Below are 23164 nucleotides of genomic sequence, written 5' to 3'. Positions count from 1 at the left end.
TGGATGTTTTATGGATCATTTCTATATCCTAAGGATGATAAATTTCTATAATATTCTGCTTTTTTTTATAGGTAAACGGTGTATCTAATTTAAAAAGTTCTAAAATATTTTCTACATTAGATTCTTTAATTTTTATAGTCCCAGTAAATTCTTGAGAAGCTAAAAAAGTATAATTATTAATGATTTTAACATTATAATACCGCTCTATTTTTTTTGAAATATTGGTAAAAGAATCTTTATGAAATACTAATTCACCATGAATCCAAGCAGTGTAGTTTTCAGGATTTACGTCTTTAGCTATAAAACTACTTTTATTCTTTTGCCAAGTTACTTTTTGGTTTGGTTGTAAAAAGATAGCGTTTTCTTGATTATCTCTTTCTGATAAACGCACAGAACCTTCCGTTAAAACGCAATCAATAAAACCATCTTCTTCATAGTTACTTAGATTAAAAGTGGTGCCTAAAACCTCGATATTTACATCATTTGCTTCTACAATAAAAGGTTTTGTTTTGTCTTTAAACACCTCGAAATGAGCTTCTCCTTGTAAGCTTACTTTTCTATTATTCGCCAAATTAAATTGTTCTGGATACGTAAAAGAAGTCCCAGCATTTAAATGAACAATCGTTCCATCAGAAAGTACCACTTTAAAGGTTTTAGAAAACGGAACTTTTATCGTGTTATAAATCGTTTTTTTAGTTGAGGGATTTTTATAATAAATAAGCTCTTTGTTGTTTTTTTTGGCAATGATATTTCCTAAAGTGTCTTTTACAATTTTATCTTTTTTATCAGAAATGTATTCTATTGTACCTGAGCTTTTTTCTAAAATAACAAAATTTTCTACTGTATTTTTCTCCTCAGTTTTAACAGAAATAGTGGTGATATAATGAGCACCAGCCACCAGCAATACAAGAACAGCAGCGTATTTTAAAACTTGGTTAAAAATTGATTTTTTGGGTGCAGAAAGTTTATTTTTAATTTTATTCCATTCAAATAAATTTTTGGTGTTGGAATAAGATCCAGATAACATCCATAATTTTTTTAAACGAATAAATTCTTGTTTATTTTCTTCTGATTGTTCAATCCAATCAAAAACCTTAGAAACTTCATTTTCTGAAGCCTGGTTGTTTAAATATTTAAATATTAAATTCTGAATCATTTTACTTTTTTAGTAGAGAATATGCAAACCCCTCTACTGTTTGTACACATTAGTAGTACAAAACCCTAAAAAAAATGTTAATTTAATATCAAATAAAGTAAGATTGCTGGCAGATAATCTGACAATTTAGTCTTTAAAACCTTTATTGCGTTAGAAAAATGAACTTCTACCGTTTTGATAGAAATATTCATTTCATCAGCAATTTCTTGGTTTTTTTTCTGATCTATTCTTTTTCTTCTAAAAATTTCTTTGGTTTTTTTAGGTAATTCCTCAATAGAACTAAAAATAAGATCTTCGAGTTCGGTGATAGTTAAAGAATCGAATTGCAAGGATTCTAATATTTCTGTATTTAATTGCGCTTCTTTTTTGTTTAAAGTTTGGTTTATATATTTTTCTTTTACCTTTCTATGTCTAATAATATTTAGGCATTTAGATTTAGAATAGGTATATAAAAAAGAGGATATTCCGTTTACAGTTTTTATTTTTTCTCTTTGGGTCCAAAGATTTAAAAAAGCTTCTTGTGCAAGTTCTTTAGCATCATTTTCATCATAAATAAATTGGATACAAAAGCCAACAATGTGGTTGTAAAATTTATAAAAAAAGTACTCAAAAGCCGCTTCGTTTCCTTTTTTAAAGTGAACAAATTTTATAAGCTCTTTATTTTCTGTTTTTTTCATTTTTAGTCAAAAGAAGCGTTTCTTTTAAATTAAGGTATTTGCTATTATGGTACGAATCTAAATAAAATCAACATCTTACAAAAGAATTTGTTTTCATAAAGACAGATATGTTTGCCGAATCTTTTTCTTTAAACCAAACTTTTGTGAGCTTGAAAAATTTTGGGTATTTGGGTATAATCAGTTATATATGAATAAGTTAAAGGTTTTATTATTTTGGCAAATTGCAAAGATAAAAAATTTAATTCACCACAAAATTCAACGCCTTTTCTATAATTTTTACCTTTACTTTCCCTTTTCCAATCAATTCGCCATCTGCCTGAATCATTGAATTGGAATATTTTGGAATTACCGTTATTTCTTTGGTTTTGTAGGTTTCTATTTTTTTATGACTTGCTATATGTCCGTTATATAGTTTGTTTATATTGATGATTAAATCAAATAAATTTAAATTTTTAGCAATCGTTATATCTAACAAACCATCAGTTGTATGTACATCTTTTGTAAACTGCATGCCACCACCAGAAAATTTACAAATTCCGAATAAAACCATTAAGCATTTGGTTTCTATTATTTTATCATCAAAAATAATTTTAAAATCAGCTTTTTTATAAAAAAGTAGACCAGAAATTCCGGCTAACAAATACGCAATAGCTCCAAAACGTTTTAATTTTTCTAGTTTGTAAACAATATAGCCGTCATATCCTAAACCTGCAACATTGTTAAAATAAGAAATTATGTTATTTTCAGTTTGTAAAACGCCAATATCTTGTAAAATTGTTTTCTTATTAGCAATGATATGGATTGCTTTTTTAATCGAATTCGGAATGTTATAGGTCTTTATCCAGTCATTTCCTGTTCCTAAAGGAATTACCGCAATAGTTATATCAGAAGTTTTTACATATCTTTGCAACATTATTCCGTTTACTACATGATGTAGTGTGCCGTCTCCACCTACAGAAATAATATTTCTAAACCCTTGTTGAATTGCAGCATCAACCAATTTAATTTCATGTTTAGAAAACTGTGTAAAAACAAAAGAGAAGTCTATGTTCTCTTGTGTTAATAATTGCTGAATTTCCTTCCATTGTTTAGAAAAATTCCGATTTCCAGAAGTAGGATTTGCAATTATAAACCAAGAGCCAGCATTTAGCTTGACGGAATTAGACATAAATAAAAATTTAAAAAGCCAAAATACAATAATAGTTTGATAACTATTTTTTAATCAACAAATACATTTAATAATCGTATTTTGGTAGTACATAATCAAGAAGTAAGAATTAATGACAAGAAAGAAGAAAAAAATATATAAAAAGAAAGGGAATGTTGTAAAAGACTTAACTAAAAATATATTTAGAATTTTAAACGAAGATAGCACGAAGGTTTATAACCATAAACAAATTGCTGCAAAATTAAAAATTTCTGATACTGATGGTAAAACACAAATTGTAAAGAAATTAGCCGAGTTAACTGCCAATAAAAAAATTAAGGAAGTAGAAAGAGGAAAATTTAAAATCAATGAGGATAGAAAATACTCGTTAGGAACTTTAGACATTACGTCTAATGGCAATGGATATTTTATAACCGATGATTACGAAAATGATATCTTTATACCGAATATAAATTTAGGTAAAGGTCTGCATGGTGATGTGGTTAGAGCTTATGTATATAAGAGAAAACGCAGTAATAAGTTAGAAGCAGATGTTGTAGAAGTTTTAGAGCGGGCTAAAACAGAATTTGTGGGAGTTTTACAAAAGAGCAAAAACTTTGGTTTTGTTATTCCTGATAGTACGAAAATGTACGCAGATATTTTTATTGCCGAAAGTAAAATGAATGGGGCAGAAGATGGCGATAAAGTGCAAGTAAAATTAATAGATTGGCCTCAAAACTCTAAAAATCCGTTTGGAAAAATTACCACAGTTCTTGGTAAACCTGGCGAACATAGTACAGAAATGCACTCTATTTTATTAGAGTATGATTTACCTTACGAATTTGAGCCCGAAATAGAAAAAGAAGCAGAAAGTTTACCTTTAGAAATTACTAAAGAAGAGATTTCTAAACGTAGAGATATGCGCAAGGACTTAACATTTACCATAGATCCGAAAGATGCAAAAGATTTTGATGACGCTTTATCCTTTACAAAACTAAAAAATGGTAATTATGAAATAGGCATTCATATTGCAGACGTTTCTCATTATTTGCAACCAAAAACTAGTTTAGATGATGAAGCTTATAAAAGAGCTACTTCTGTTTATTTAGTAGATAGAGTAGTGCCAATGTTGCCAGAAATGCTCTCTAACGGCGTTTGTTCTTTAAGGCCAAATGAAGAAAAATTAACCTTTTCTGCTGTTTTTGAAATCAACGAAAAAGCACAAATTATACATGAATGGTTTGGTAGAACTGTAACGTATTCAGATCAGCGTTTTGCCTACGAAGAAGCACAATCTATTATAGAAAATTGTGAGATTTCTGAGGAGATGAAATCGTATCAAATGCCTTTGGATATTTCTATCACAGATAAGGAATATACAGTAACTAAAGAAATTGTAGAGGCTACTTTAACCCTTGATAAATTAGCAAAAATGATGCGTGATAAACGTATGAAACAAGGCGCTATTTCTTTTGATAGAGTAGAAGTGAAGTTCCATTTAGATGAAGATGCAAACCCAATGGGCGTTTTCTTTAAAACATCGAAAGATGCTAATAAATTAATTGAAGAATTTATGTTATTAGCAAATAGAAAAGTAGCAGAATTTATAGGAAGTAACAAAGGAAAACCTTCGGGTAAAACTTTTATTTATAGAGTTCATGACGAACCAGACGATGAGAAATTGGCTTCTTTACAAAACATTATTAGCAAATTCGGATATAAAATTAATACAGAAACGAAAGAATCTACATCAGAATCTTTAAATAAATTATTAAGCGCTGTAAGTGGAAAGGCAGAATCAAACATGATTGAGACTTTAACCATTAGAACGATGTCTAAAGCAGTCTATACCACAAATAATATTGGGCATTATGGTCTGGCTTTTGATTATTATAGTCATTTTACATCGCCTATAAGACGTTATCCAGATGTAATGACACACAGATTATTACAACATTATTTAGAGGGAGGAGATTCGCCGAAAGCGCTTCCTTATGAAGAAAGGTGTAAGCATTCTTCAAAAAGAGAAGAATTAGCTTCTAAAGCAGAAAGATCATCGATAAAATACATGCAAGTTAAATACATGCAAGATCATAAAGATGAAGTTTTCGATGGCGTAATTACAGGTGTTACAGAATGGGGAATTTATGTAGAAATTTCATCCAATAAATGCGAAGGAATGGTAAGAATTAGAGATATAAAAAGCGATTATTATATTTTTGATGAAAAGCAGTATGCTATTATTGGGCAATCTACTAAAAACATGTATCAACTGGGTGATGCTGTAAAAATAAAAGTAAAAAATACAGATTTAGAACGTAAACATTTAGATTTTAATTTGATAGAAGAGCTATCTTAATTTTATAATAGCTGCCATTTTTAGGGTTTAAATACCTCATAAAGTTGCTGTTTTAGTAGTTAAAAGTATTCATAATTTTATAGTTTTGTCACAATAAAAAACAAAAAAAGTCTTTATAGTGGTACACTTATTGATTTAAATCTAGTAATGATCAATCAAATTCAATCATAATGAAAAAAATAGTTTTTATAAGTGCAATATTATTTAGCATATCACAAGTAGCGCAAAGCACAGTTACTAAAAATTTAGGGGATTATACAATCTTAAAAGTTTACAACGGTATTGCTTTAGAGTTGATAAAATCTACAGAGAATAAATTAGTAATTACTGGCAAAAAATCAGAAAATGTAAAGGTTAAGAATGTGAATAACATTTTAAAAATATCATTACCTTTTTCACTAAATCCGGAGGATAATTTAGCAGACGGAGAAGTTTTAGTTACCTTATATTATAATGAAAATTTGGCTACCATAGATGCAAATGAAGGTGCAACAATTACAGCAAAAGAAATTATACAAGATAAATTAGAAGTAAACGCGCAAGAAAGAGCTTTTATCAATTTAGTTTTAAAAGTGAAACATTTAGAAGTAAGAGCTTCCTCTGGTGGGATTGTAAAACTAACCGGTTCCGTAAAAAACCAAACAGTGGATGTAGATTTGTACGGAGTTTATAATGGTTTTGGTTTACAAACGAAATCAAATAGTACGGTAAAGGCAGGAACGGGAGCAAAAGCAGAAATTATGGCAGGAGAAACTTTGAATGCTAAAGTAAGTTTTGGAGGTTCCATTTTTTATAAAGGAAACCCAGAAGTTATTAAAGATAAAAAAATAATGGGTGGTATTATTCAAAAAAGAAATTAATAGAATCCTTTTTGTATCTTTGTACTATTAAAATTTAGAAATTATGAATACTTTAAATATTTTTTTATTAGGAATGCCTGGAGGAGGATCCTGGATTCTTATCGCTTTAGCACTTTTATTATTGTTTGGTGGTAAAAAAATTCCAGAATTAATGAAAGGTATCGGTGGTGGTTTAAAAGAGTTTAAAAAGGCTTCAAAAGAAGAAGGTGAAGAAAAATTAGAAGAAAAGAAATAATCTTTTGTTTATATAAAATAGAAAGCTCAATTTGTACCTAACAAATTGAGCTTTTTTATAGGCATTATTTTTAATAACTATTTCTTTTCTTTAGGTTTTTGACTTTTCATGGCTTCCCCAATTTGATTACTAGCCGTAAAACTAGCAACCATATCGTTTAACATATTACTACCCGCTTGTGGTGAGTTTGGTAACAAGATTAAATTAGAATTGGTTTCGCTACCAATAGATTGTAACGTATCATAATGTTGTGTAACTACAATCAAAGCAGAGGCTTCTTGGCTATTAATACCAACTCTATTTAGTACATCTACAGATTCTTCTAAACCACGTGCAATTTCTCTTCTTTGGTCTGCAATACCTTGTCCTTGTAAGCGCTTACTTTCTGCTTCTGCTTTAGCTTTTTCAACAATTAAAATTCGTTGTGCATCTCCTTCATATTGAGCGGCTGTTTTTTCTCTATCCGCGGCATTAATTCGGTTCATGGCTATTTTTACTTGAGCATCTGGGTCAATATCAGTCACTAAAGTTCTAATAATATCGTAGCCATATTCCATCATGGCATCGTTTAATTCTGATTTAACGGCAATGGCAATGTCATCTTTTTTCACAAATACATCATCTAATTTCATTTTCGGAACTTCTGCTCTTACAACATCAAAAACATAAGAAGTTATTTGTTCGTGCGGATAATCTAGCTTGTAAAAAGCATCATATACTTTATCGGAGATTACTTTATACTGCACAGAAACTTTTAATTTTACAAAAACATCATCTAAAGTTTTTGTTTCAACAATTACGTCTAATTGCTGAATTTTTAAACTCAATCTTCCTGCAACTCGATCGATTAATGGAATTTTTAATTGAAGACCAGATTGACGAATGCTGTGAAATTTTCCAAAACGTTCAATAATCGCAGCAGTTTGTTGTTTCACCATAAAGAAAGCGGCAAAAAGAATAATTCCAATAACAATAATGTATGGCAACGTATATATCATAATTTTATTTTTAAGTGATTACTTCTGTGTATTGTAAAGATACTGAATTTTAGTATGTGTGATACCAATTCTGCATTGAAATGACCGCAATAAAACGCCCTTTTTTCCTTTCTATTTCAATATAAAAAGAAACCGTAACGAATGCTATGCCTTATTTTTCTATTTTCTATAAAGAAAAAAATCATCATTTTATTTTACAGTAATTTCAAAACAGAGTTGGTATGAATAGGACGTTTTCTTTAAAAATGTTGCATTATAAAGTTATAATTTGTAAAAAACCCTGAAAACATTTATTTTCAGGGTTTTTTACAACATATTTTTAGTTATTCTGTTACTTCAGTAGGAAAAACTTTAAAGAGTTTTCTATTATAATTAATCCACTTTTCATATTGTTTTTTAGATAAAATTGTTTTCATTTTTTTATCTAATTCTAGATCTTTTGTTTTTAAAACTTCAGAAATAGGTTTCAGATTTTCTGCCATGGTTTCTTGTACTTTCTTTTGGCCAGAAGCATCTCCTGTTTTTTGAGCATTTCTTTGAAAATTTTCAACCATTTCTCTAGTACTTCTCAAGGTAAAACTATTAATTCTTCGAAGATCTTTTATTTCTCTATTGTAAGCGGTTAGGGTTTTAGAAAATGCTTTTCCCGTATCGGATGTTCGTTTTATCTTCGATTTTTTTGCAGCTCGCTCAATATCGTACACTACAATACCTAAGTATTTTTCTACTTCATATTTAAATTCTGGAGCTTGTCTTGGCGTTTGTGGCATTTGACGTTGACGCAGATTTTGACGATTTCCTTGATTCATATTGTTAAATTGACTGTAGGTTGAATAGCTAATTAAGGTAATAAATAACAGGATTACTTTTTTCATAATGAATGTTTTTCGATGGCGTTTTTAATTCTTTGTATGGTGTCTGCTTTCCCAATCATGTCCATAATATCAAACAAATGAGGCCCGGCTAGTTTGCCAACCAAACTTAAGCGTAAAGGTTGCATTACTTTACCAAAACCAATTTCCTTGCCAGAAATCCATGCTTTGATTTCTTTTTCTGTATTGGCTGATGAAAAATCTGTGATGGCAGAGAGTATAGTAATTAATTCTTGCATTAAATCTGAGGTGTCTTCCTTCCAGTTTTTCTTGGATGCTTTGGCATCATATTCTTCTGGATCCACAAAAAAGAAAGATGATAAATCCCAAAAATCTGCAACAAAAATTGCGCGTTCTTTGATAGCGGAAACCACTTTTAATACATACGATTTGTCTTTATGAATTTCTTTATCAGCTAAGATAGGTAAAAATAGATCCGTTAATTCCGAATTATTTTTAGTTTGCATATATTGCTGTTGAAACCATTTTGTTTTATCAGGATTAAATTTTGCACCCGATTTGCTTACACGTTTTAAATCGAATTCCTGTATTAAGTTTTCTAAAGAAAATAGTTCTTGTTCTGTTCCAGGATTCCATCCTAAAAAAGCTAACATATTTATAAAAGCATCCGAAAAATAGCCATCTTCTTTATACCCTCTAGAAATCTCATTAGTTTCTGTATTTGTATAGGCTAAAGGAAACACAGGAAACCCTAGTTTATCTCCATCTCTTTTGCTTAATTTCCCTTTGCCAACGGGTTTTAAAATCAATGGTAAATGCGCAAACTTTGGAGCATCCCATTTAAAAGCTCGGTACAATAAAATATGCAACGGCATGGAAGGCAACCATTCTTCGCCACGAATTACGTGAGAAATTTCCATAAGATGATCATCAACAATATTTGCTAAATGATACGTTGGCATTCCATCACTTTTAAATAAAATTTTATCGTCTAAAGTATTGGTGTTTATGGTTATTTTTCCTCTAATTTCATCATACATTTCTAAAACTTCATCTTGTGGAGTTTTAAAACGAATTACATAATTTTCTCCAGAAGCAATTTTATTTTGAACGTCTTCATTAGACAAAACCAAAGAATTTACCAAACGTCCTTTTTCTCTGTTATGCCAATTATAGATAAAAGTTTTTCCATCGGATTCGTGATTTTTTCTTTCAGCATCTAAAGCTTCTGAAGTATCAAAAGCATAATATGCCCAACCAGAATTTATCAAAATAGTGGCATATTTTTTATAGATTTCTTTACGTTCAGATTGTCTGTAAGGACCAAATTTTTCGTTGGTATTTGGCCCTTCATCAAAAGGAATATTACACCATTTTAAAGCATCAATTATATATTGTTCTGCATTGGCAACATAACGTGTTTGATCGGTGTCTTCTATTCTTAAAATAAAAGTACCCTTATGTTTTTTAGCGAATAAATAATTGTATAAAGCAGTTCTTACACCACCAATATGTAGAGGTCCTGTTGGACTTGGTGCAAAACGAACACGAACATTAGATTTCATTTTCTTTGTTTTTTTAGATTCCTGCTTTTGCAGAAGATACATTTTTAATAAACCTTAAAGAAATTTTAAGGTTCTTTTTTTAATGCTACAAAGATAGTTTTTCTAAAAGAGAATAGAAATTAGATGCTATAATAATAATTGATATGAGAAGTGCTCAAAGTTTTTTAAAAGCGTTGAGGTCTAGTTAGTTTTATTTTTTAAAATCTTATAAATTTTCCCATTAAAAAGTATTAAAAATACCAATAGAAAAAGCGCTTTGTTTTGGTACATTATTTCCAGAAAAAGCATTTGCAAAGCTTGCTGAAACCCCTAAATCGCACAATTGTAAAATTGCCTTTAAACCATAAGCACCATATTCTTGGTTATTTTGGTATAATCCATTTAATGGATTATAATTTATTCTATTGCCATCTTCAAAAGATTCTACAACATCTACAAAGCCAATTAACCAAATATTTTTTAAAACCTTTCCACCAAATTCTCCACCAATTTTAAAGTTGTTGCTATAATCATTCGTTCTTAAATCAACACCAATATGAGATTGAAAAAATGTTTTTCCGAAACTTTTTCCTGCTAATAATTGAGGTGTAAAAGTAAAGGCATCATAACCAGTTCTAATTCCAGAAGTGTCATAAAAAGAACCTGTATTTAATTCTGTAACAAATTGTCCAGAAATAACCCAACCTTTATTATAAAATTGATGTTTTATCCCCAAAGAAATATTTCCGAAAGCTTTTTCGTTAAAATCTTCTCCAATACAAGTATTTCCATTACAAAATTTAAATTCATCTAATGAAATGTTTTTAAAAGGAATACTTGCTAAGAAAGTAGTTTTATCAGATAAACCATATTCGCTATAAATTTGATAGGTATTATCTGTTATTTCTCCGTTTGTAAAATAATCTGGATCTCCAAAAATTTCATTATAATCTGATATTGTTGTGTAAGAAACATTCACAAACAGATCTCCTTTTTCTTTGGTCCAGGGACTTTGAGCCAGTAGAGTTGAAGTTATAAATAGCGAAAAAAGTAAGGTTATTGATTGCATATTTTTGGATTATATGTTTTTAGTGGATGTAAAATCTTAATACTTACAAATTGTTTTAACAAATATTTGCTTAAAAATCTTATCAAAATTAGTACTTTTATTTGTTGATTATGAGCGAATTCGAAAACATACAGAAAAAATTACATCAGTTTACACAAAAGTACTATACCAATGAGTTGATAAAAGGAACCATTTTATTCTTTTCATTAGGTTTTTTGTATTTCTTTTTTACACTTTTTTTGGAGTATTTTTTGTGGTTAAAACCAACAGCTAGAACAATTTTATTTTGGTTATTTATAGTTGGGGAAGTTTTCCTGTTAATTCGATTTATTGCCATCCCAATTTTTAAGTTGATAGGATTTCGAAAAGGAATTTCTTTGGAAGAATCTTCAAAAATTATTGGAGCACATTTTCCTGAAGTTCGAGACAAATTGTTAAACGTTTTACAGCTTAAAGAAAACGCACAAGAATCAGATTTAATTTTGGCGAGTATCAACCAGAAATCAGCAGAATTACAACCCATTCCGTTTGTAAAAGCGGTTGATTTTAAAGAGAATAAAAAGTATTTAAAATATGCAATTATTCCTATTTTCGTTTATGTAATTAGCTTATTTACAGTTAGTAAGGATTTGTTAACTGAAAGCTTACAACGGGTAGTACATCACAGAACTGCTTATTATCCACCAGCGCCATTTTCGTTTTCTTTGATGAATCAAAGTTTAGAAGTCATTCAAGGAAAACCAGTTACAATTGTTGTAAAAACTGTTGGAGAAGTAATTCCTAATGAGGCAAGAATCATTTTTAATAACCAACAGTATTATCTTCAAAATAATGGTAGCGCATCTTTTTCTTATACGTTTCCTGACGTGCAAGAACCTATTAATTTTTATGTAGAAGCCAATGGAATTCAGTCTGAAGAATATCAAATTAATGTAATTGGTACACCAACAATCAATAAGGTTTCTTTGGAGTTAAATTATCCTAATTATTTAGGGAGAAACAGTGAAACGATTCAAAATTCTGGCAATTTAACAGTTCCTGAAGGCACTACGATAACTTGGAACGTAAAAACGAATCAAACTGATAATTTGACTTTTATCAACAATGATAAAATAAAAAAGTTTAAGGTTATTGCTGATGACAATTTTGAATATCAACAGCAAATAAGAAATGCATTTAATTATCAAATATCGGCATCAAACAGAAAGTTACAAGACTACGAGAATTTACAGTTTTCTGTGGACGTTGTAAAAGATGAGTTTCCTATAATTTCTGTGACTTCAAATATGGATAGCATTTCACGTGGAACAGTACAATTTGCTGGGCAGATTTCTGACGATTATGGTTTGCGAAAATTAGAGTTGATTTATTATGATGAAGAAAATGCTGAAAGAATGCAACAATTCAATCTACAAATTACAAGACAAAATATTCAAACTTTTTTCTATCAATTTCCTGATGGTTTAAATCTAGAAAAAGGAATTAATTATGAATTGTATTTTCAAGTTTCAGATAATGACGCCATCAATGGGAATAAAAAAGCAATAAGTAAAGTTTTTAAATATCGCCAAAAAACAGATACTGAAGTAGAGGAGGAGTTGTTGCAAGAACAAAGAAATACGATTAATGATTTAGAGAACTCTGTTCAGAAACAGAAAAAGCAACAAGAACAATTAGAAAATATACAGCAAGAGTTGCAGCATAAAAAAAGCATCAATTTTAATGATAAAAAGAAGGTAGAAAATTTTATCAAGCGTCAAGAACAATATAAAAAAATGATGCAAAAACAAACGGATAAATTACAAGAAAATTTAGACGAAAAAGAGGAGAAAGATAAAACGTTGCAAGAAAAAAAAGAAGATTTAAAAGAACGTATTAAAGAACTTAAAAAGTTAGATAAGCAACAAAAGCTGTTGGATGAAATCCAAAAAATGGCTGATAAATTAAATAAAGAAGATTTAGTTCAAAAAGCGAAAGAATTAGCACAACAAAATAAACAACAACAACGTAGTTTAGAGAAAACATTAGAAATGGTAAAACGTTTTTATGTGGAACAAAAAGCGATGCAAATTGCGAACAAGGTTGAAGAATTGTCTAAAAAACAAGAAGAATTAGAAAAGAAAGATGACAGTTCTTTGGAAGAACAAAAAGAGGTCAAGAAAAAATTTGAGTCGATTAAGAAAGAACTGGAAGAGTTGAATCTAGACAATGAAAAGTTAAAAGAACCAATGGAATTGCCAGAGGTTGATCAAGAAGAGGATGATATTGATGAGGAACTTAAAAAGGCAGAAGAAAGTTTAGAAAAGCAAAATAAACAAGCAGCAAAAAAAAGTCAAAAGGAATCATCTAAAAAGATGAAAGAGATGAGTTCTAAAATGCAACAGGCAATGATGGATATGCAGGCAGATTCCGTAGAAGAAAATATGGAAGATTTGCGTAAGATTTTAGAAAACTTGGTTATTTTTTCTTTTCAGCAAGAAGTTTTAATGGAGAAGTTTAGTAGCATTTCAACGTCTCATCCAGATTTTGGTAGCGATTTAAAAAAGCAAAATCAGATAAAAACTTATTTTGAACATATTGATGATAGTTTGTATGTATTGTCAATGCGGGTACCAAAAATTTCAACTAAAATTCAAGATGATTTGTCTGCTGTTCATTATAATTTGGATCAATCTTTAGAAAATTTCTCTGAAAATAGATTTAGTAACGGTATTTCCAATCAACGATATGTAATGACGTCCACGAATAATTTAGCCGATTATTTAAGCAACATGTTAAATAGCATGAAGAATAATATGTCCATGAAAATGGGCAAAGTAAAAAAAGGAAAAAGCGAAGGTTTTAGCTTACCCGATTTAATTAAAAAGCAAGAGGGTGTATCGCAAATAATGAAGGAAGGGTTAAAGAAAGGCGGGGAAAAAGAAGGTGACAAAAAAGGCGAAAAACCTGGAGATAATGGCGGGAAGGGAAAGGATGGTCAAATAGAAAAAGATGGAGAAAATGGAAAATCTGGTGGAGACGGCGAAGGCTCTAATGATGATTTGGATGGCGAATTGTATGAGATTTTTAAGCAACAATCTTTATTAAGACAAGAATTACAAAATGCCATTAAAGAAAGCGATAATGGAAATGCTAAAGGGAATGGGAATGCTAAAAAAGCATTGAAAAGCATGGAGGAATTAGAAAATGAAATCTTAGAAAAAGGATTTAATGCAAGTACACTTCAAAAAATGCAAAATCTAAATTATGAATTATTGAAGCTAGAAAAGGCTTCTTTAGAGCAAGGTAAAGACAAAAAACGTAAGGCGAACGTAAATAAAATAGAGAATCAAAGAAATAAAGCAAAAGCATTAGAATTTAAAAAGCAGTTTTACAATCAAATAGAAATATTAAATAGACAAACCTTACCTTTGCAGCAAAATTATAAAAAGAAGGTCAGAGAATACTTTTCTGATCCTAAGAAAGGGTAAGGATGATAACGTTTAATTATGAAACTGAATTTGCTATAAAAAATGAAACTCAATTGGAAAATTGGATTGAGAAAGTAGTGTTAGATAAAGGTTTTGAACTTGGTGAAGTCAATTATATTTTTTGTGATGACGAATATCTTTTAAAGTTAAATGTTGAGTTTTTACAACATGATACGTTAACCGATATCATTAGTTTTGATAATTCTTTAGGGAAGTTAATAAATGGAGATATCTTTATTTCCGTAGAAAGAGTTAAAGAAAATGCTAAAGAATATAGCGTAACTTTTGAAGAAGAACTCCACAGGGTAATGATTCACGGAATTCTGCATTATATGGGTTTAAAGGATAAATCTGCTGATGAAAAAATGGTGATGAGAAAGGAAGAAAACAAAGCTTTATTGTATTTAAAGTTTTGATTATCAAATTAATAAAATAAAAGTTTCACGTGGAACGCTAATATAATGAGTTTATTTTCAATAACATACGATGTAATTGTAGTAGGTGGAGGCCATGCAGGAAGTGAAGCCGCTGCGGCTGCTGCAAATATGGGTGCACATACTTTATTGATAACAATGAATTTGCAGAATATTGCGCAAATGAGTTGTAATCCGGCAATGGGAGGAATTGCAAAAGGACAAATAATTAGAGAGATTGATGCTTTAGGTGGTTATAGCGGAATTGTTACAGACAAGACGGCGATACAGTTTAAAATGTTAAACAAATCTAAAGGACCTGCCATGTGGAGTCCGAGAGCGCAATCTGATAGAATGCAATTTGCAGAGTGCTGGAGAACCATGCTAGAACAAACTGAAAATGTAGATTTTTATCAAGATTCTGTAAATGGTTTATTGTTCGATGAAAACAAAATTATTGGAGTAAAAACAGCTTTGGGTTTAGAGATAAAAGCGAAAACTGTTATTATAACTGCTGGTACTTTTTTAAATGGATTGATTCATATTGGTGATAAGAGTTTTGGTGGCGGTAGAGCAGGTGAAGGAGCATCAACAGGAATTACAGAAGAATTGGTTGCAAAAGGTTTTGAAGCGGGTAGAATGAAAACAGGAACACCCCCAAGAGTGGATGGTAGGTCTTTGGATTATTCTAAAATGATAGAGCAACCTGGAGATGAAATCACAGAAAAATTTTCTTATTTACCGTCTACTAGTCCTCTGAAAAAACAACGATCTTGCTGGTTAACCTATACAAGTCCGAAAGTACATAATTTGTTGCGAGAAGGTTTTGATAGATCGCCAATGTTTAATGGTAGAATTCAATCTACAGGACCAAGATATTGTCCAAGCGTTGAGGATAAAGTAGATCGATTTGCAACGAAAGATAGGCATCAAATTTTTGTGGAGCCAGAAGGTTGGACAACGGTTGAAATGTATGTAAACGGATTTTCTACTTCATTGCCAGAAGATATTCAGGATAAAGCAATACGGGCGGTAGAAGGTTTTGAAAACGTCAAGTTTTTAAGATATGGTTATGCAATTGAATATGATTTTTTTCAACCAACACAATTAAAGCATTCTTTAGAAACGAAATTAATCGAGAACTTGTTTTTTGCAGGTCAAATAAATGGAACAACGGGTTACGAAGAGGCTGCGGCACAAGGTTTAATGGCGGGTGTAAATGCAGCTTTAAAAACGCAAGGCAAACAACCTTTTATCTTAAAAAGAAACGAAGCTTATATTGCGGTTTTAATAGATGATTTAATTACAAAAGGAACAGAAGAACCTTATAGAATGTTTACGTCTAGGGCAGAATATAGAACATTATTAAGGCAAGATAATGCCGATTTAAGATTAACTCCATTAGGATATAAACTTGGTTTGGCATCAAAAGAGCGGATGGAAAGGGTTCTTGAAAAACAACGTAAAACAGATGTATTAATTAAATTTTTAAACGAAACGAGTGTTCATCAAAAAGAAATTAATCCGATTTTAGAGCGTAAAAATTTAGCTTTAATTAATCAATCTATGAAGCTTTTTAAAATTGCAGCAAGACCACAATTAAGTTTTTCTGACTTTAAAAATCTTAAGAAATTAAGTAGTTTTTTAGAAGAAAATAATATTGATAATGAAATCATAGAACAAGCGGAAATCCATTTAAAGTATTCGGGTTATATCAATAAAGAAAAGAACAATGCGGATAAATTAAATAGATTAGAGAATGTAAAAATTCCATCTTCGTTTAATTATCAAAGAATACAATCGTTGTCTTTAGAAGCTAGAGAAAAGTTGGGAAGAATTCAACCAACTTCAATTTCTCAAGCGAGCAGAATTAGCGGAGTTTCTCCGAGTGATATTTCTGTGTTGTTGGTGCACATGGGTAGATAAAAAGAAGCCCATCTTAATCTTCCCAAAGGGAAGAAATTCTTGTGAAATTTTGAAATGTTCCTCGTGGAACATTTTAAAATTAACTATATACTTCACCAATTATTATATCTCAATTTTATTTTGAACTGCAAGTTAATAAATAAGAAATTTCAAATTTAAGTGTTGCTAAAAATGAAAAAAATAGACTTCTATAAAGATTTACAGCCTTTTTTAGATTGTAAAGATTATACAGTTTCTAGTGAAATGTATCAGGTAAAAAAGAACGTTGTCTTTGATATGTTAGTCACGGTTCCGGTTCCTAAAAATTTAGCTGCGTATTATAAAAGTGAAAATTATATTTCTCATACAGATTCTAATAAGTCACTTTTAGATAAAGTGTATCAAGCGGTAAAAAATATCACTTTAAAAAGAAAATTAAAACTGATTAATTCTTTTAAAACAGCCTCAAAAAATATTTTAGATGTTGGAGCAGGAACAGGGGATTTTTTAAGTGTTTGTAAAAATAATTCTTGGAATGTTTTTGGAACAGAGCCCAGTTTAGAGGCACGAAATATTGCGTTAAAAAAAGGAATTACTTTAAATAAAGATTTAGCTGAAATTCAAAATCAAAAATTTGACGTAATTACACTTTGGCATGTTTTAGAACACGTAGAAAATTTACAGGAATACATTTTAGCATTGCATAATTTGCTTTCCGAAAATGGTCGTTTGTTAATTGCGGTTCCTAATTTTAAAAGTGACGACTCAAAATATTATAAAGAACATTGGGCTGCTTTTGACGTGCCAAGACATTTGTGGCATTTTTCTCAAACAGCAATCTCTAAATTATTTTCTGGGGTAAACATGGTGGTCACAAAAACAATCCCAATGAAATTTGATGCATATTATGTTGCTCTTTTAAGTAACAAATATAAAACGGGAAAAATGAACCCAATACAATCATTTTATAGAGGTTTTGTTTCTAATTTGAGGGCAAAAAAGACAAAGGAGTATTCATCTTTAATTTATGTACTTAAAAAACAGTAAAATAATTTTTATACATGCAAGGCTGTAATACATCGTTTCTTTTTGGCTTACTTTTTTATTTCACTGAAACAAAAAAGAATTCAATTTATTTACATGGCATTATACATATATTTCGGTGTAAAAACCGATTTTAAAAGCAGTTAATTTACCGTTAGTTCGTTTTGTATAGAAACACTTTAGTAAAAATAGAAAAGGGCTTAAAACACGTGTTTTAAGCCCTTTTGTTATAAGTAAAATAGATTATAATTTTATTTTTAATAAGTTTTAGTTATTTAATAAATAAACACCCCAAACCGTAATGATAAAATAGACGGCTAAAGACATCGCTCCTGCATAATCTTTTGCAAGACGTTGTCCTATTAACAAGAAAATTAAAGTAACGGCAGAAAGCTCTATTCCTAATAAAGCAATTTCTTTGGCACCAGAAGTATATAATTGATAAACGCCAAACAACATTAAAAAGCCAGCAACAATTTCTAAAACTAAAATAACGGCTAATAATAAGGGGACGCTATTTTTTAAGGGTGAGTTTTTAAAATGATCTTCGATAAAAGAAACATTCCCTTTCCAATCCAAAAGTTTGTCAATTCCGGATTGTAAAAAAGTTACCGTTAAAAAAAGTAGCACTAAGACTTCTGTTGGATAATTTGATAATAGTTTCATAAATTATATTGGTTTTTAATTTTTATTGAAAAGCAGCATCTATGGGTTCCCAAAGTTCAATTTTATTTCCTTCGTTGTCTAAAATCCAACCGAATTTTCCATATTCGAATTCTTGCATTTCTCCTACAATGGTAACACCTTCTTTTTTTAATTCGGCCAATAATTCCACTAAATTTTCAACTCTATAATTAAACATAAAGTCTTTTTTAGAGGGCTCAAAGTAATCGGTTGTTTTTTTAAAAGCACTCCATTGCGTTGAACAACTTTTTCCTTGTTGATCTTTCCACCAAAAAGTAGCACCATAATCATCTGTATTGAATCCTAAATGTTTTTTGTACCATTCTTTAGTTCCTTTTGGATCCTCACTTTTAAAAAACAATCCTCCAATACCTGTTACTCTATTTTTCATAAATTATTTCTTTTTTGTATTCAATTCATATATCGTAATCCATTCTTGAACGTTTATTTTACGCACCAATTCCCCAATTAAATCAAATGGGATATCCGCTATCTTTTTAAAACGGATACAGCTTTTACCCATATCTAATTTATATTTACAATGTTTTGGATATTCATTTACAAACCATTTTTGTAACTCAGGTTTTGCATATATACCCATGTGATATAAATTTATGGAGTTTTTTTGTGAGGCGATATTTAAAAATGGGAGCGGTAATTTTGGGTTACAATGATACCCGTTCGGATAAATTGTGTGCGGCACATAATAGCCAATCATGTTATAATTTATGCCTTCTTCAAAACCTTTTGGCATGTTTTTTTGAATGATGTTTCTTAACTTTTCCAATACTTTTTTGCGCTCTTCGGGCAGTTGTGATATATAGTCTTCTGGAGTTTTTGCTTCGTATAACATCTATTTTGTTTTGGTCGATGATTAAATGCCTAAAGTTAACAAAATTTTAATTTAATTTTATCGACGATGGTTTGCGCCAGTTTTTGATGACTCTCCACTGTCCAACCAGCAACATGCGGACTTAACAAAATATTTTCTGCTTGGATTAAATATTGAAAAGCTATCGGCATTTTATCATCAGAAAAAAGATTTTCAAAAGATGATTTTTCGTATTCTAAAACATCTAAACCTGCACCTAAAATTTTACCCGATTTTAAAGCATCAACCAAATCATTCGTAACAACGGCAGAACCACGGGCGGTGTTAATTAACCAAAAATTCTTTTTAAAACCATTCATAAAACTTGAGTTTACCATGTTTTTTGTAAGTTCAGTTTGAGGTGTATGCAAACTTAAAACATCCGCTTTTTCTTGCAATTCTGCTAGTGAAACCTGTTGGCAATTTCTATCTGAAACTTCGGGTTTTATATCATAACACAAAATGGTAACATCAAAACCTTGTAATTTTTTGGCGAAAGATTTCCCCATATTTCCATAGCCAATCAAACCAACTGTTTTTCCATCAAGTTCAATTCCTCTATTTTCTTCGCGCAACCAGCGTCCTGTTCTAACCTCTTTGTCTGCTTTATTTAATTTATTAAAAAGCGATAAAAGCATGCCTAAAGTATGTTCGCCAACCGCATTTCTATTTCCTTCTGGGGCAGCAATAAGTTCAATGTTTTTAGAAGCTGCATAGTCACAATCTATATTTTCTAAACCTGCACCAACACGACCAATAAATTTTAAGTTGGTTGCTTTGTCGATGAAATTTTTATCAATTGAAAAACGACTTCTAAGAATAAAACCATCATACAAATGAATTTTAGCGTCAATTTTTTCTTTTGATGAAGTATAATCTTCATCATTTGTAAAGCCTAAATCATTGAGTTGATTTATTAATAAAGGATGATTTGTGTCTAGGTGAAGGATTTTCATGATTATTTTTTTGACTAAAGGTTCAAACCCATTACAATTTAAAAGTTACTGTCTTTCTAATTCCAAATATTTATCATAAGAAATAATTCCTTTTTCTGGTCGAGGAGTTCCTTTAAGAATGCCAATAAATTCTAGTGAATGACCATCAGGATCATCAAAATAAATAGAAATTGCAGGCATCCAAGCAAAAACCATGGGTCTTTCTGAACCATCGTTTAAGAAGTTTCTAAAGGGTAAGTTTCTTTCTTTTAGATGGTTTATGGATTCCTTTAAAATCCACTCAGCATCACACTTAAAGGCAAAATGTTGCATTTGAATTTCTTTTTTTGGTTTTTCCCATAAACCTAACATGTACTCTTTTGGTTCTCCGATCCAAAAAAAAGCGAGTCTTCGGGTATCCATTGTTTTGCACTTTTCTAAACCCAATACGTTGGTGTAAAAATCAATAGATTTTTCTAAATTTTCAACAGCAATATGGGTTTCGAAAAGACCTTTAATCATGGTTAATTTTTAAGTTGATTTTCAAGTTTTTGTATTTTCATGTCTTTTTCTTTCATCACTAATTTTGAGTGATATAAACTTGATATTAAATAGATTACAACTAATAAGTTCGTGAAATTAGGACTGTTAAAATACCCTAAATCAATAAATTTTTCAGAAATAATAAGGGCTCCAAAGAGAATAATGGAATAGTCAGAAATTACTTTTAAGAGCTTTTTCATAGACAAAGCTTTTTTACGTTTCTTTAGTTAATATTGTTCTTTATCACTCGGAAAATCACCACTTTTTACATCCGTTATATAGTTTTCAAAAGCATTGGTCATATCCGCGAACAAATCTAAATATCTGCGCAAAAAACGCGGGTTAAATTCGTGGGTCATTCCTATCATATCGTGTGTTACTAAAACTTGACCGTCCACACCATTTCCTGCTCCAATTCCAATCACAGGAATGGTTAACGCTTCTGCCACTTTTTTGGCTAATTTTGCAGGTACTTTTTCTAAAACAAGAGCAAAACAACCAATTCTTTCTAGCATTAAGGCGTCTTCCATTAGTTTTTCTGCTTCTTCTTCTTCTTTGGCTCTCACTGTATATGTTCCGAATTTATAGATAGATTGTGGCGTTAAACCCAAGTGTCCCATCACAGGAATTCCGGCATTTAAAATACGTTTTATCGATTCTTTAACCTCTCTACCGCCTTCTAATTTTATGGAATGTCCGCCAGATTCTTTCATAATTCTAATCGCAGATCGCAATGCTTCTTTAGGATCAGATTGATAGCTACCAAAAGGCAAATCTACCACTACCAAACAACGCTCAATAGCTCTAACAACAGCGCTTGCATGGTAAATCATTTGATCTAAAGTAATGGGTAAAGTAGTTTCGTGACCTGCCATTACGTTAGAAGCAGAATCTCCAACCAAAAGCACATCTAAACCAGCGCTGTCTAATATTTTTGCCATGGTATAATCATAAGCAGTTAACATAGAAATTTTTTCTCCATTTGCTTTCATTTCTACCAATGATTTTACAGTAATTCTTTTGTACTGTTTTTTTGCTGCGGACATATATTCGTTTTTTAGTGAGGTAAAAGTAAGGAATATCATTAGATATTATACTAGTAAATATTTTGGTATTTTTGGTGATGTTAATCGTTATTGATTACAAATAAACTAATTTTAAATCCTAAAAATAATTAATTATGTTAAAAAACGCGCTTATATTTTTCATTTTCATAGTTTCTATGAATATGTTAGCTCAAGAAAATCTGCAAGAAAACCATCAAGAAAACCTGCAAGAAAAAGAGATTAAAAGTGTCATCGAAATTTTTTTTAAGGGTTTGCACAAAGGCGATAGTACCTTAATGAAGAGCACATTGCATAAAAATATTAAAATTCAAACAACCTCAACAAATAAGCAAGGAAAGAATGTTTTACAAACAGAATCAAAAGAAGCGCTTCTTACATCGATAGCAAATAAAAAGCCAACAGATATTTATTTAGAAAAATTGCTTTCTTTTGATATTAAAATTGATGGAAATCTAGCCTCCGTTTGGACACCCTACGAGTTTTATTTTAACGGTAATTTTAGCCATTGTGGAGCTAATTCTTTTCAACTTTTTAATAACAATGGGAAATGGGAAATTATTTTTTTAGTGGATATGAGAAGAACAGAAAATTGCCAACAAGTAAAAGAGAAAAAATAACATTATATTTGGTTCTTTTAAAATCTTAAATGTCTCAAGAAAAAAACGTTTTAAATCCAGATATTTGGATCGATAAATATGCAGATTATTTGTTTAATTATGCTGTTATTCGGGTAAATAATGAAGATATAGCCAAAGATTTGGTGCAAGAAACTTTTTTTGCTGGGTTAAAATCTGCTAAAAATTTTCAAGGAAAAGCGTCTGAAAGAACGTGGTTAATTGCTATCTTAAAAAGAAAAGTGATTGATCATTATAGAAAAATAAATTCTAAAAAAGGGCAAGCAGAAGTTAGAATGAATTTTTATAATGATGGCAAAAATGAAGGTAGTTGGATTGAAGAACGGGTGCCACAAAGTTGGGATAATGCCTCTGAAAAACTCATAGAAAACGAAGAATTAAAGAGTCAGTTAGATGTTTGTCTTGATTATTTACCAGAGAAATATGCCATGGTTTTTAAAATGAAAACCATTCAAGAATTTGAAACTGAAGAAATTTGTAAGGAGTTAAACATAACGGCGTCCAATTTATGGGTTATAATTCATAGAGCCAGAATGCAATTAAGAAAATGTATGGAGGATAATTGGTTTAATACGTAAGAAATATGTTAAAAAAATGGATGATCTCTTGTGATGAGGCTACACTAATTTGCGACAAAAGCCAATATAACGAGGCAACCTTGGCAGAAAAGTTGAAGTTAAATTGGCATTTTTTACAATGTAAAATTTGTAAACTATATT

At 30.3% G+C, this 23164-nt stretch carries 23 protein-coding genes; 9 read left to right on the top strand and 14 right to left on the bottom strand.

Features of this window, described 5'->3' with window-relative positions; all coding sequences use genetic code 11:
• Positions 1-28 precede the first annotated feature (28 nt).
• The 3 genes from K8354_RS15620 to K8354_RS15610 all read right to left on the bottom strand — a co-directional run bounded on the left by K8354_RS15620 (position 29) and on the right by K8354_RS15610 (position 3001).
• Positions 29-1156 (bottom strand): FecR family protein, encoded by a 1128-nt coding sequence (locus K8354_RS15620; RefSeq protein WP_223442664.1) that lies wholly within the window; start codon positions 1154-1156, stop codon positions 29-31.
• 77 nt (positions 1157-1233) lie between these two features.
• Positions 1234-1833 carry an RNA polymerase sigma-70 factor gene (locus tag K8354_RS15615; protein ID WP_223442661.1) on the bottom strand — a complete coding sequence of 200 codons (600 nt, stop codon included), beginning with the start codon at positions 1831-1833 and terminating at the stop codon, positions 1234-1236.
• 238 nt (positions 1834-2071) lie between these two features.
• Positions 2072-3001 (bottom strand): diacylglycerol/lipid kinase family protein, encoded by a 930-nt coding sequence (locus tag K8354_RS15610; RefSeq protein ID WP_223442658.1) that lies wholly within the window; start codon positions 2999-3001, stop codon positions 2072-2074.
• 112 nt (positions 3002-3113) lie between these two features.
• Between K8354_RS15610 and rnr the strand changes: the two genes are divergently transcribed.
• The 3 genes from rnr (at position 3114) to K8354_RS15595 (ending at position 6434) form a co-directional block, all read left to right on the top strand.
• Complete coding sequence (rnr, locus tag K8354_RS15605; protein WP_223442654.1) at positions 3114-5339, top strand: ribonuclease R; 2226 nt, start codon at positions 3114-3116, stop codon at positions 5337-5339.
• 170 nt (positions 5340-5509) lie between these two features.
• Positions 5510-6199: a head GIN domain-containing protein gene (locus tag K8354_RS15600; protein WP_223442638.1), complete on the top strand. Its 690-nt coding sequence runs from the start codon at positions 5510-5512 to the stop codon at positions 6197-6199.
• Between the two features lie 43 nt (positions 6200-6242).
• Positions 6243-6434 carry a Sec-independent protein translocase subunit TatA/TatB gene (locus K8354_RS15595; protein WP_302850513.1) on the top strand — a complete coding sequence of 64 codons (192 nt, stop codon included), beginning with the start codon at positions 6243-6245 and terminating at the stop codon, positions 6432-6434.
• A gap of 77 nt (positions 6435-6511) precedes the next feature.
• On the opposite strand, the gene K8354_RS15590 is transcribed toward K8354_RS15595, so the two are convergent.
• The 4 genes from K8354_RS15590 to K8354_RS15575 all read right to left on the bottom strand — a co-directional run bounded on the left by K8354_RS15590 (position 6512) and on the right by K8354_RS15575 (position 10878).
• Positions 6512-7432, bottom strand: a complete 921-nt coding sequence (locus tag K8354_RS15590; RefSeq protein WP_223442635.1) for an SPFH domain-containing protein — start codon at positions 7430-7432, stop codon at positions 6512-6514.
• Between the two features lie 323 nt (positions 7433-7755).
• Positions 7756-8307, bottom strand: a complete 552-nt coding sequence (locus K8354_RS15585; RefSeq protein ID WP_223442633.1) for a hypothetical protein — start codon at positions 8305-8307, stop codon at positions 7756-7758.
• On the bottom strand, positions 8304-9830 hold the full coding sequence (gene gltX / locus K8354_RS15580) for a glutamate--tRNA ligase (protein WP_223442630.1): 1527 nt from the start codon (positions 9828-9830) through the stop codon (positions 8304-8306). Before gltX ends, K8354_RS15585 begins: the two co-directional genes overlap by 4 nt.
• A 220-nt stretch (positions 9831-10050) precedes the next feature.
• Positions 10051-10878 (bottom strand): hypothetical protein, encoded by an 828-nt coding sequence (locus K8354_RS15575; protein WP_223442628.1) that lies wholly within the window; start codon positions 10876-10878, stop codon positions 10051-10053.
• A gap of 110 nt (positions 10879-10988) precedes the next feature.
• Between K8354_RS15575 and K8354_RS15570 the strand changes: the two genes are divergently transcribed.
• The 4 genes from K8354_RS15570 to K8354_RS15555 all read left to right on the top strand — a co-directional run bounded on the left by K8354_RS15570 (position 10989) and on the right by K8354_RS15555 (position 17713).
• Entirely contained in the window at positions 10989-14348 is a 3360-nt protein-coding gene (locus K8354_RS15570) for a DUF4175 family protein (protein WP_223442626.1), read from the top strand.
• A 2-nt stretch (positions 14349-14350) separates the two neighbouring features.
• A complete protein-coding gene (gene ybeY / locus K8354_RS15565) occupies positions 14351-14764 on the top strand; it encodes an rRNA maturation RNase YbeY (RefSeq protein ID WP_223442623.1) in 414 nt (137 codons plus the stop codon).
• Between the two features lie 45 nt (positions 14765-14809).
• A complete protein-coding gene (gene mnmG, locus K8354_RS15560; RefSeq protein ID WP_223442612.1) occupies positions 14810-16687 on the top strand; it encodes a tRNA uridine-5-carboxymethylaminomethyl(34) synthesis enzyme MnmG in 1878 nt (625 codons plus the stop codon).
• A 171-nt stretch (positions 16688-16858) separates the two neighbouring features.
• Positions 16859-17713 (top strand): class I SAM-dependent methyltransferase, encoded by an 855-nt coding sequence (locus K8354_RS15555; protein WP_223442610.1) that lies wholly within the window; start codon positions 16859-16861, stop codon positions 17711-17713.
• 264 nt (positions 17714-17977) lie between these two features.
• Here the strand turns inward: K8354_RS15555 and K8354_RS15550 are convergent, their stop codons facing one another.
• Genes K8354_RS15550 through panB form a run of 7 tightly spaced genes read right to left on the bottom strand, consistent with a single transcriptional unit; the run spans position 17978 to position 21789 of the window.
• Positions 17978-18376, bottom strand: a complete 399-nt coding sequence (locus tag K8354_RS15550) for a DoxX family membrane protein (protein ID WP_223442608.1) — start codon at positions 18374-18376, stop codon at positions 17978-17980.
• 22 nt (positions 18377-18398) lie between these two features.
• A complete protein-coding gene (locus tag K8354_RS15545; protein ID WP_223442606.1) occupies positions 18399-18785 on the bottom strand; it encodes a VOC family protein in 387 nt (128 codons plus the stop codon).
• A 3-nt stretch (positions 18786-18788) separates the two neighbouring features.
• Positions 18789-19247 (bottom strand): DUF1801 domain-containing protein, encoded by a 459-nt coding sequence (locus tag K8354_RS15540; RefSeq protein ID WP_223442603.1) that lies wholly within the window; start codon positions 19245-19247, stop codon positions 18789-18791.
• 35 nt (positions 19248-19282) lie between these two features.
• Positions 19283-20221, bottom strand: a complete 939-nt coding sequence (locus K8354_RS15535; protein WP_223442600.1) for a 2-hydroxyacid dehydrogenase — start codon at positions 20219-20221, stop codon at positions 19283-19285.
• A 45-nt stretch (positions 20222-20266) separates the two neighbouring features.
• Positions 20267-20722 (bottom strand): VOC family protein, encoded by a 456-nt coding sequence (locus K8354_RS15530; protein ID WP_223442596.1) that lies wholly within the window; start codon positions 20720-20722, stop codon positions 20267-20269.
• A gap of 2 nt (positions 20723-20724) precedes the next feature.
• Positions 20725-20943, bottom strand: coding sequence for a hypothetical protein (locus K8354_RS15525; RefSeq protein WP_223442593.1), 219 nt, complete (start codon positions 20941-20943; stop codon positions 20725-20727).
• Positions 20944-20970: 27 nt separating this feature from the next.
• On the bottom strand, positions 20971-21789 hold the full coding sequence (gene panB, locus K8354_RS15520; protein WP_223442590.1) for a 3-methyl-2-oxobutanoate hydroxymethyltransferase: 819 nt from the start codon (positions 21787-21789) through the stop codon (positions 20971-20973).
• 134 nt (positions 21790-21923) lie between these two features.
• Between panB and K8354_RS15515 the strand changes: the two genes are divergently transcribed.
• Positions 21924-22427, top strand: coding sequence for a nuclear transport factor 2 family protein (locus K8354_RS15515; protein WP_223442587.1), 504 nt, complete (start codon positions 21924-21926; stop codon positions 22425-22427).
• 29 nt (positions 22428-22456) lie between these two features.
• The gene (locus tag K8354_RS15510; protein ID WP_223442585.1) at positions 22457-23023 is read left to right on the top strand and encodes a sigma-70 family RNA polymerase sigma factor; all 567 of its coding nucleotides are present in this window, start codon (positions 22457-22459) and stop codon (positions 23021-23023) included.
• The last annotated feature ends 141 nt before the right edge of the window (positions 23024-23164 follow it).

The sequence above is a fragment of the Polaribacter litorisediminis genome, from assembly GCF_019968605.1.
GTDB lineage: Bacteria > Bacteroidota > Bacteroidia > Flavobacteriales > Flavobacteriaceae > Polaribacter > Polaribacter litorisediminis.
This window is presented reverse-complemented; position numbering and strand designations above follow the sequence as displayed.

Coding starts and splice junctions, on each gene's coding strand:
- K8354_RS15585 (WP_223442633.1), bottom strand. CDS start 8,307: ATGAAAAAAGTAATCCTGTTATTTATTACCTTAATTAGCTATTCAACC.
- gltX (WP_223442630.1), bottom strand. CDS start 9,830: ATGAAATCTAATGTTCGTGTTCGTTTTGCACCAAGTCCAACAGGACCT.
- panB (WP_223442590.1), bottom strand. CDS start 21,789: ATGTCCGCAGCAAAAAAACAGTACAAAAGAATTACTGTAAAATCATTG.
- K8354_RS15525 (WP_223442593.1), bottom strand. CDS start 20,943: ATGAAAAAGCTCTTAAAAGTAATTTCTGACTATTCCATTATTCTCTTT.
- K8354_RS15600 (WP_223442638.1), top strand. CDS start 5,510: ATGAAAAAAATAGTTTTTATAAGTGCAATATTATTTAGCATATCACAA.
- ybeY (WP_223442623.1), top strand. CDS start 14,351: ATGATAACGTTTAATTATGAAACTGAATTTGCTATAAAAAATGAAACT.
- K8354_RS15570 (WP_223442626.1), top strand. CDS start 10,989: ATGAGCGAATTCGAAAACATACAGAAAAAATTACATCAGTTTACACAA.
- K8354_RS15530 (WP_223442596.1), bottom strand. CDS start 20,722: ATGATTAAAGGTCTTTTCGAAACCCATATTGCTGTTGAAAATTTAGAA.
- K8354_RS15595 (WP_302850513.1), top strand. CDS start 6,243: ATGAATACTTTAAATATTTTTTTATTAGGAATGCCTGGAGGAGGATCC.
- K8354_RS15515 (WP_223442587.1), top strand. CDS start 21,924: ATGTTAAAAAACGCGCTTATATTTTTCATTTTCATAGTTTCTATGAAT.
- K8354_RS15540 (WP_223442603.1), bottom strand. CDS start 19,247: ATGTTATACGAAGCAAAAACTCCAGAAGACTATATATCACAACTGCCC.
- K8354_RS15590 (WP_223442635.1), bottom strand. CDS start 7,432: ATGATATATACGTTGCCATACATTATTGTTATTGGAATTATTCTTTTT.
- K8354_RS15575 (WP_223442628.1), bottom strand. CDS start 10,878: ATGCAATCAATAACCTTACTTTTTTCGCTATTTATAACTTCAACTCTA.
- rnr (WP_223442654.1), top strand. CDS start 3,114: ATGACAAGAAAGAAGAAAAAAATATATAAAAAGAAAGGGAATGTTGTA.
- K8354_RS15510 (WP_223442585.1), top strand. CDS start 22,457: ATGTCTCAAGAAAAAAACGTTTTAAATCCAGATATTTGGATCGATAAA.
- K8354_RS15615 (WP_223442661.1), bottom strand. CDS start 1,833: ATGAAAAAAACAGAAAATAAAGAGCTTATAAAATTTGTTCACTTTAAA.
- mnmG (WP_223442612.1), top strand. CDS start 14,810: ATGAGTTTATTTTCAATAACATACGATGTAATTGTAGTAGGTGGAGGC.
- K8354_RS15550 (WP_223442608.1), bottom strand. CDS start 18,376: ATGAAACTATTATCAAATTATCCAACAGAAGTCTTAGTGCTACTTTTT.
- K8354_RS15620 (WP_223442664.1), bottom strand. CDS start 1,156: ATGATTCAGAATTTAATATTTAAATATTTAAACAACCAGGCTTCAGAA.
- K8354_RS15555 (WP_223442610.1), top strand. CDS start 16,859: ATGAAAAAAATAGACTTCTATAAAGATTTACAGCCTTTTTTAGATTGT.
- K8354_RS15535 (WP_223442600.1), bottom strand. CDS start 20,221: ATGAAAATCCTTCACCTAGACACAAATCATCCTTTATTAATAAATCAA.
- K8354_RS15545 (WP_223442606.1), bottom strand. CDS start 18,785: ATGAAAAATAGAGTAACAGGTATTGGAGGATTGTTTTTTAAAAGTGAG.
- K8354_RS15610 (WP_223442658.1), bottom strand. CDS start 3,001: ATGTCTAATTCCGTCAAGCTAAATGCTGGCTCTTGGTTTATAATTGCA.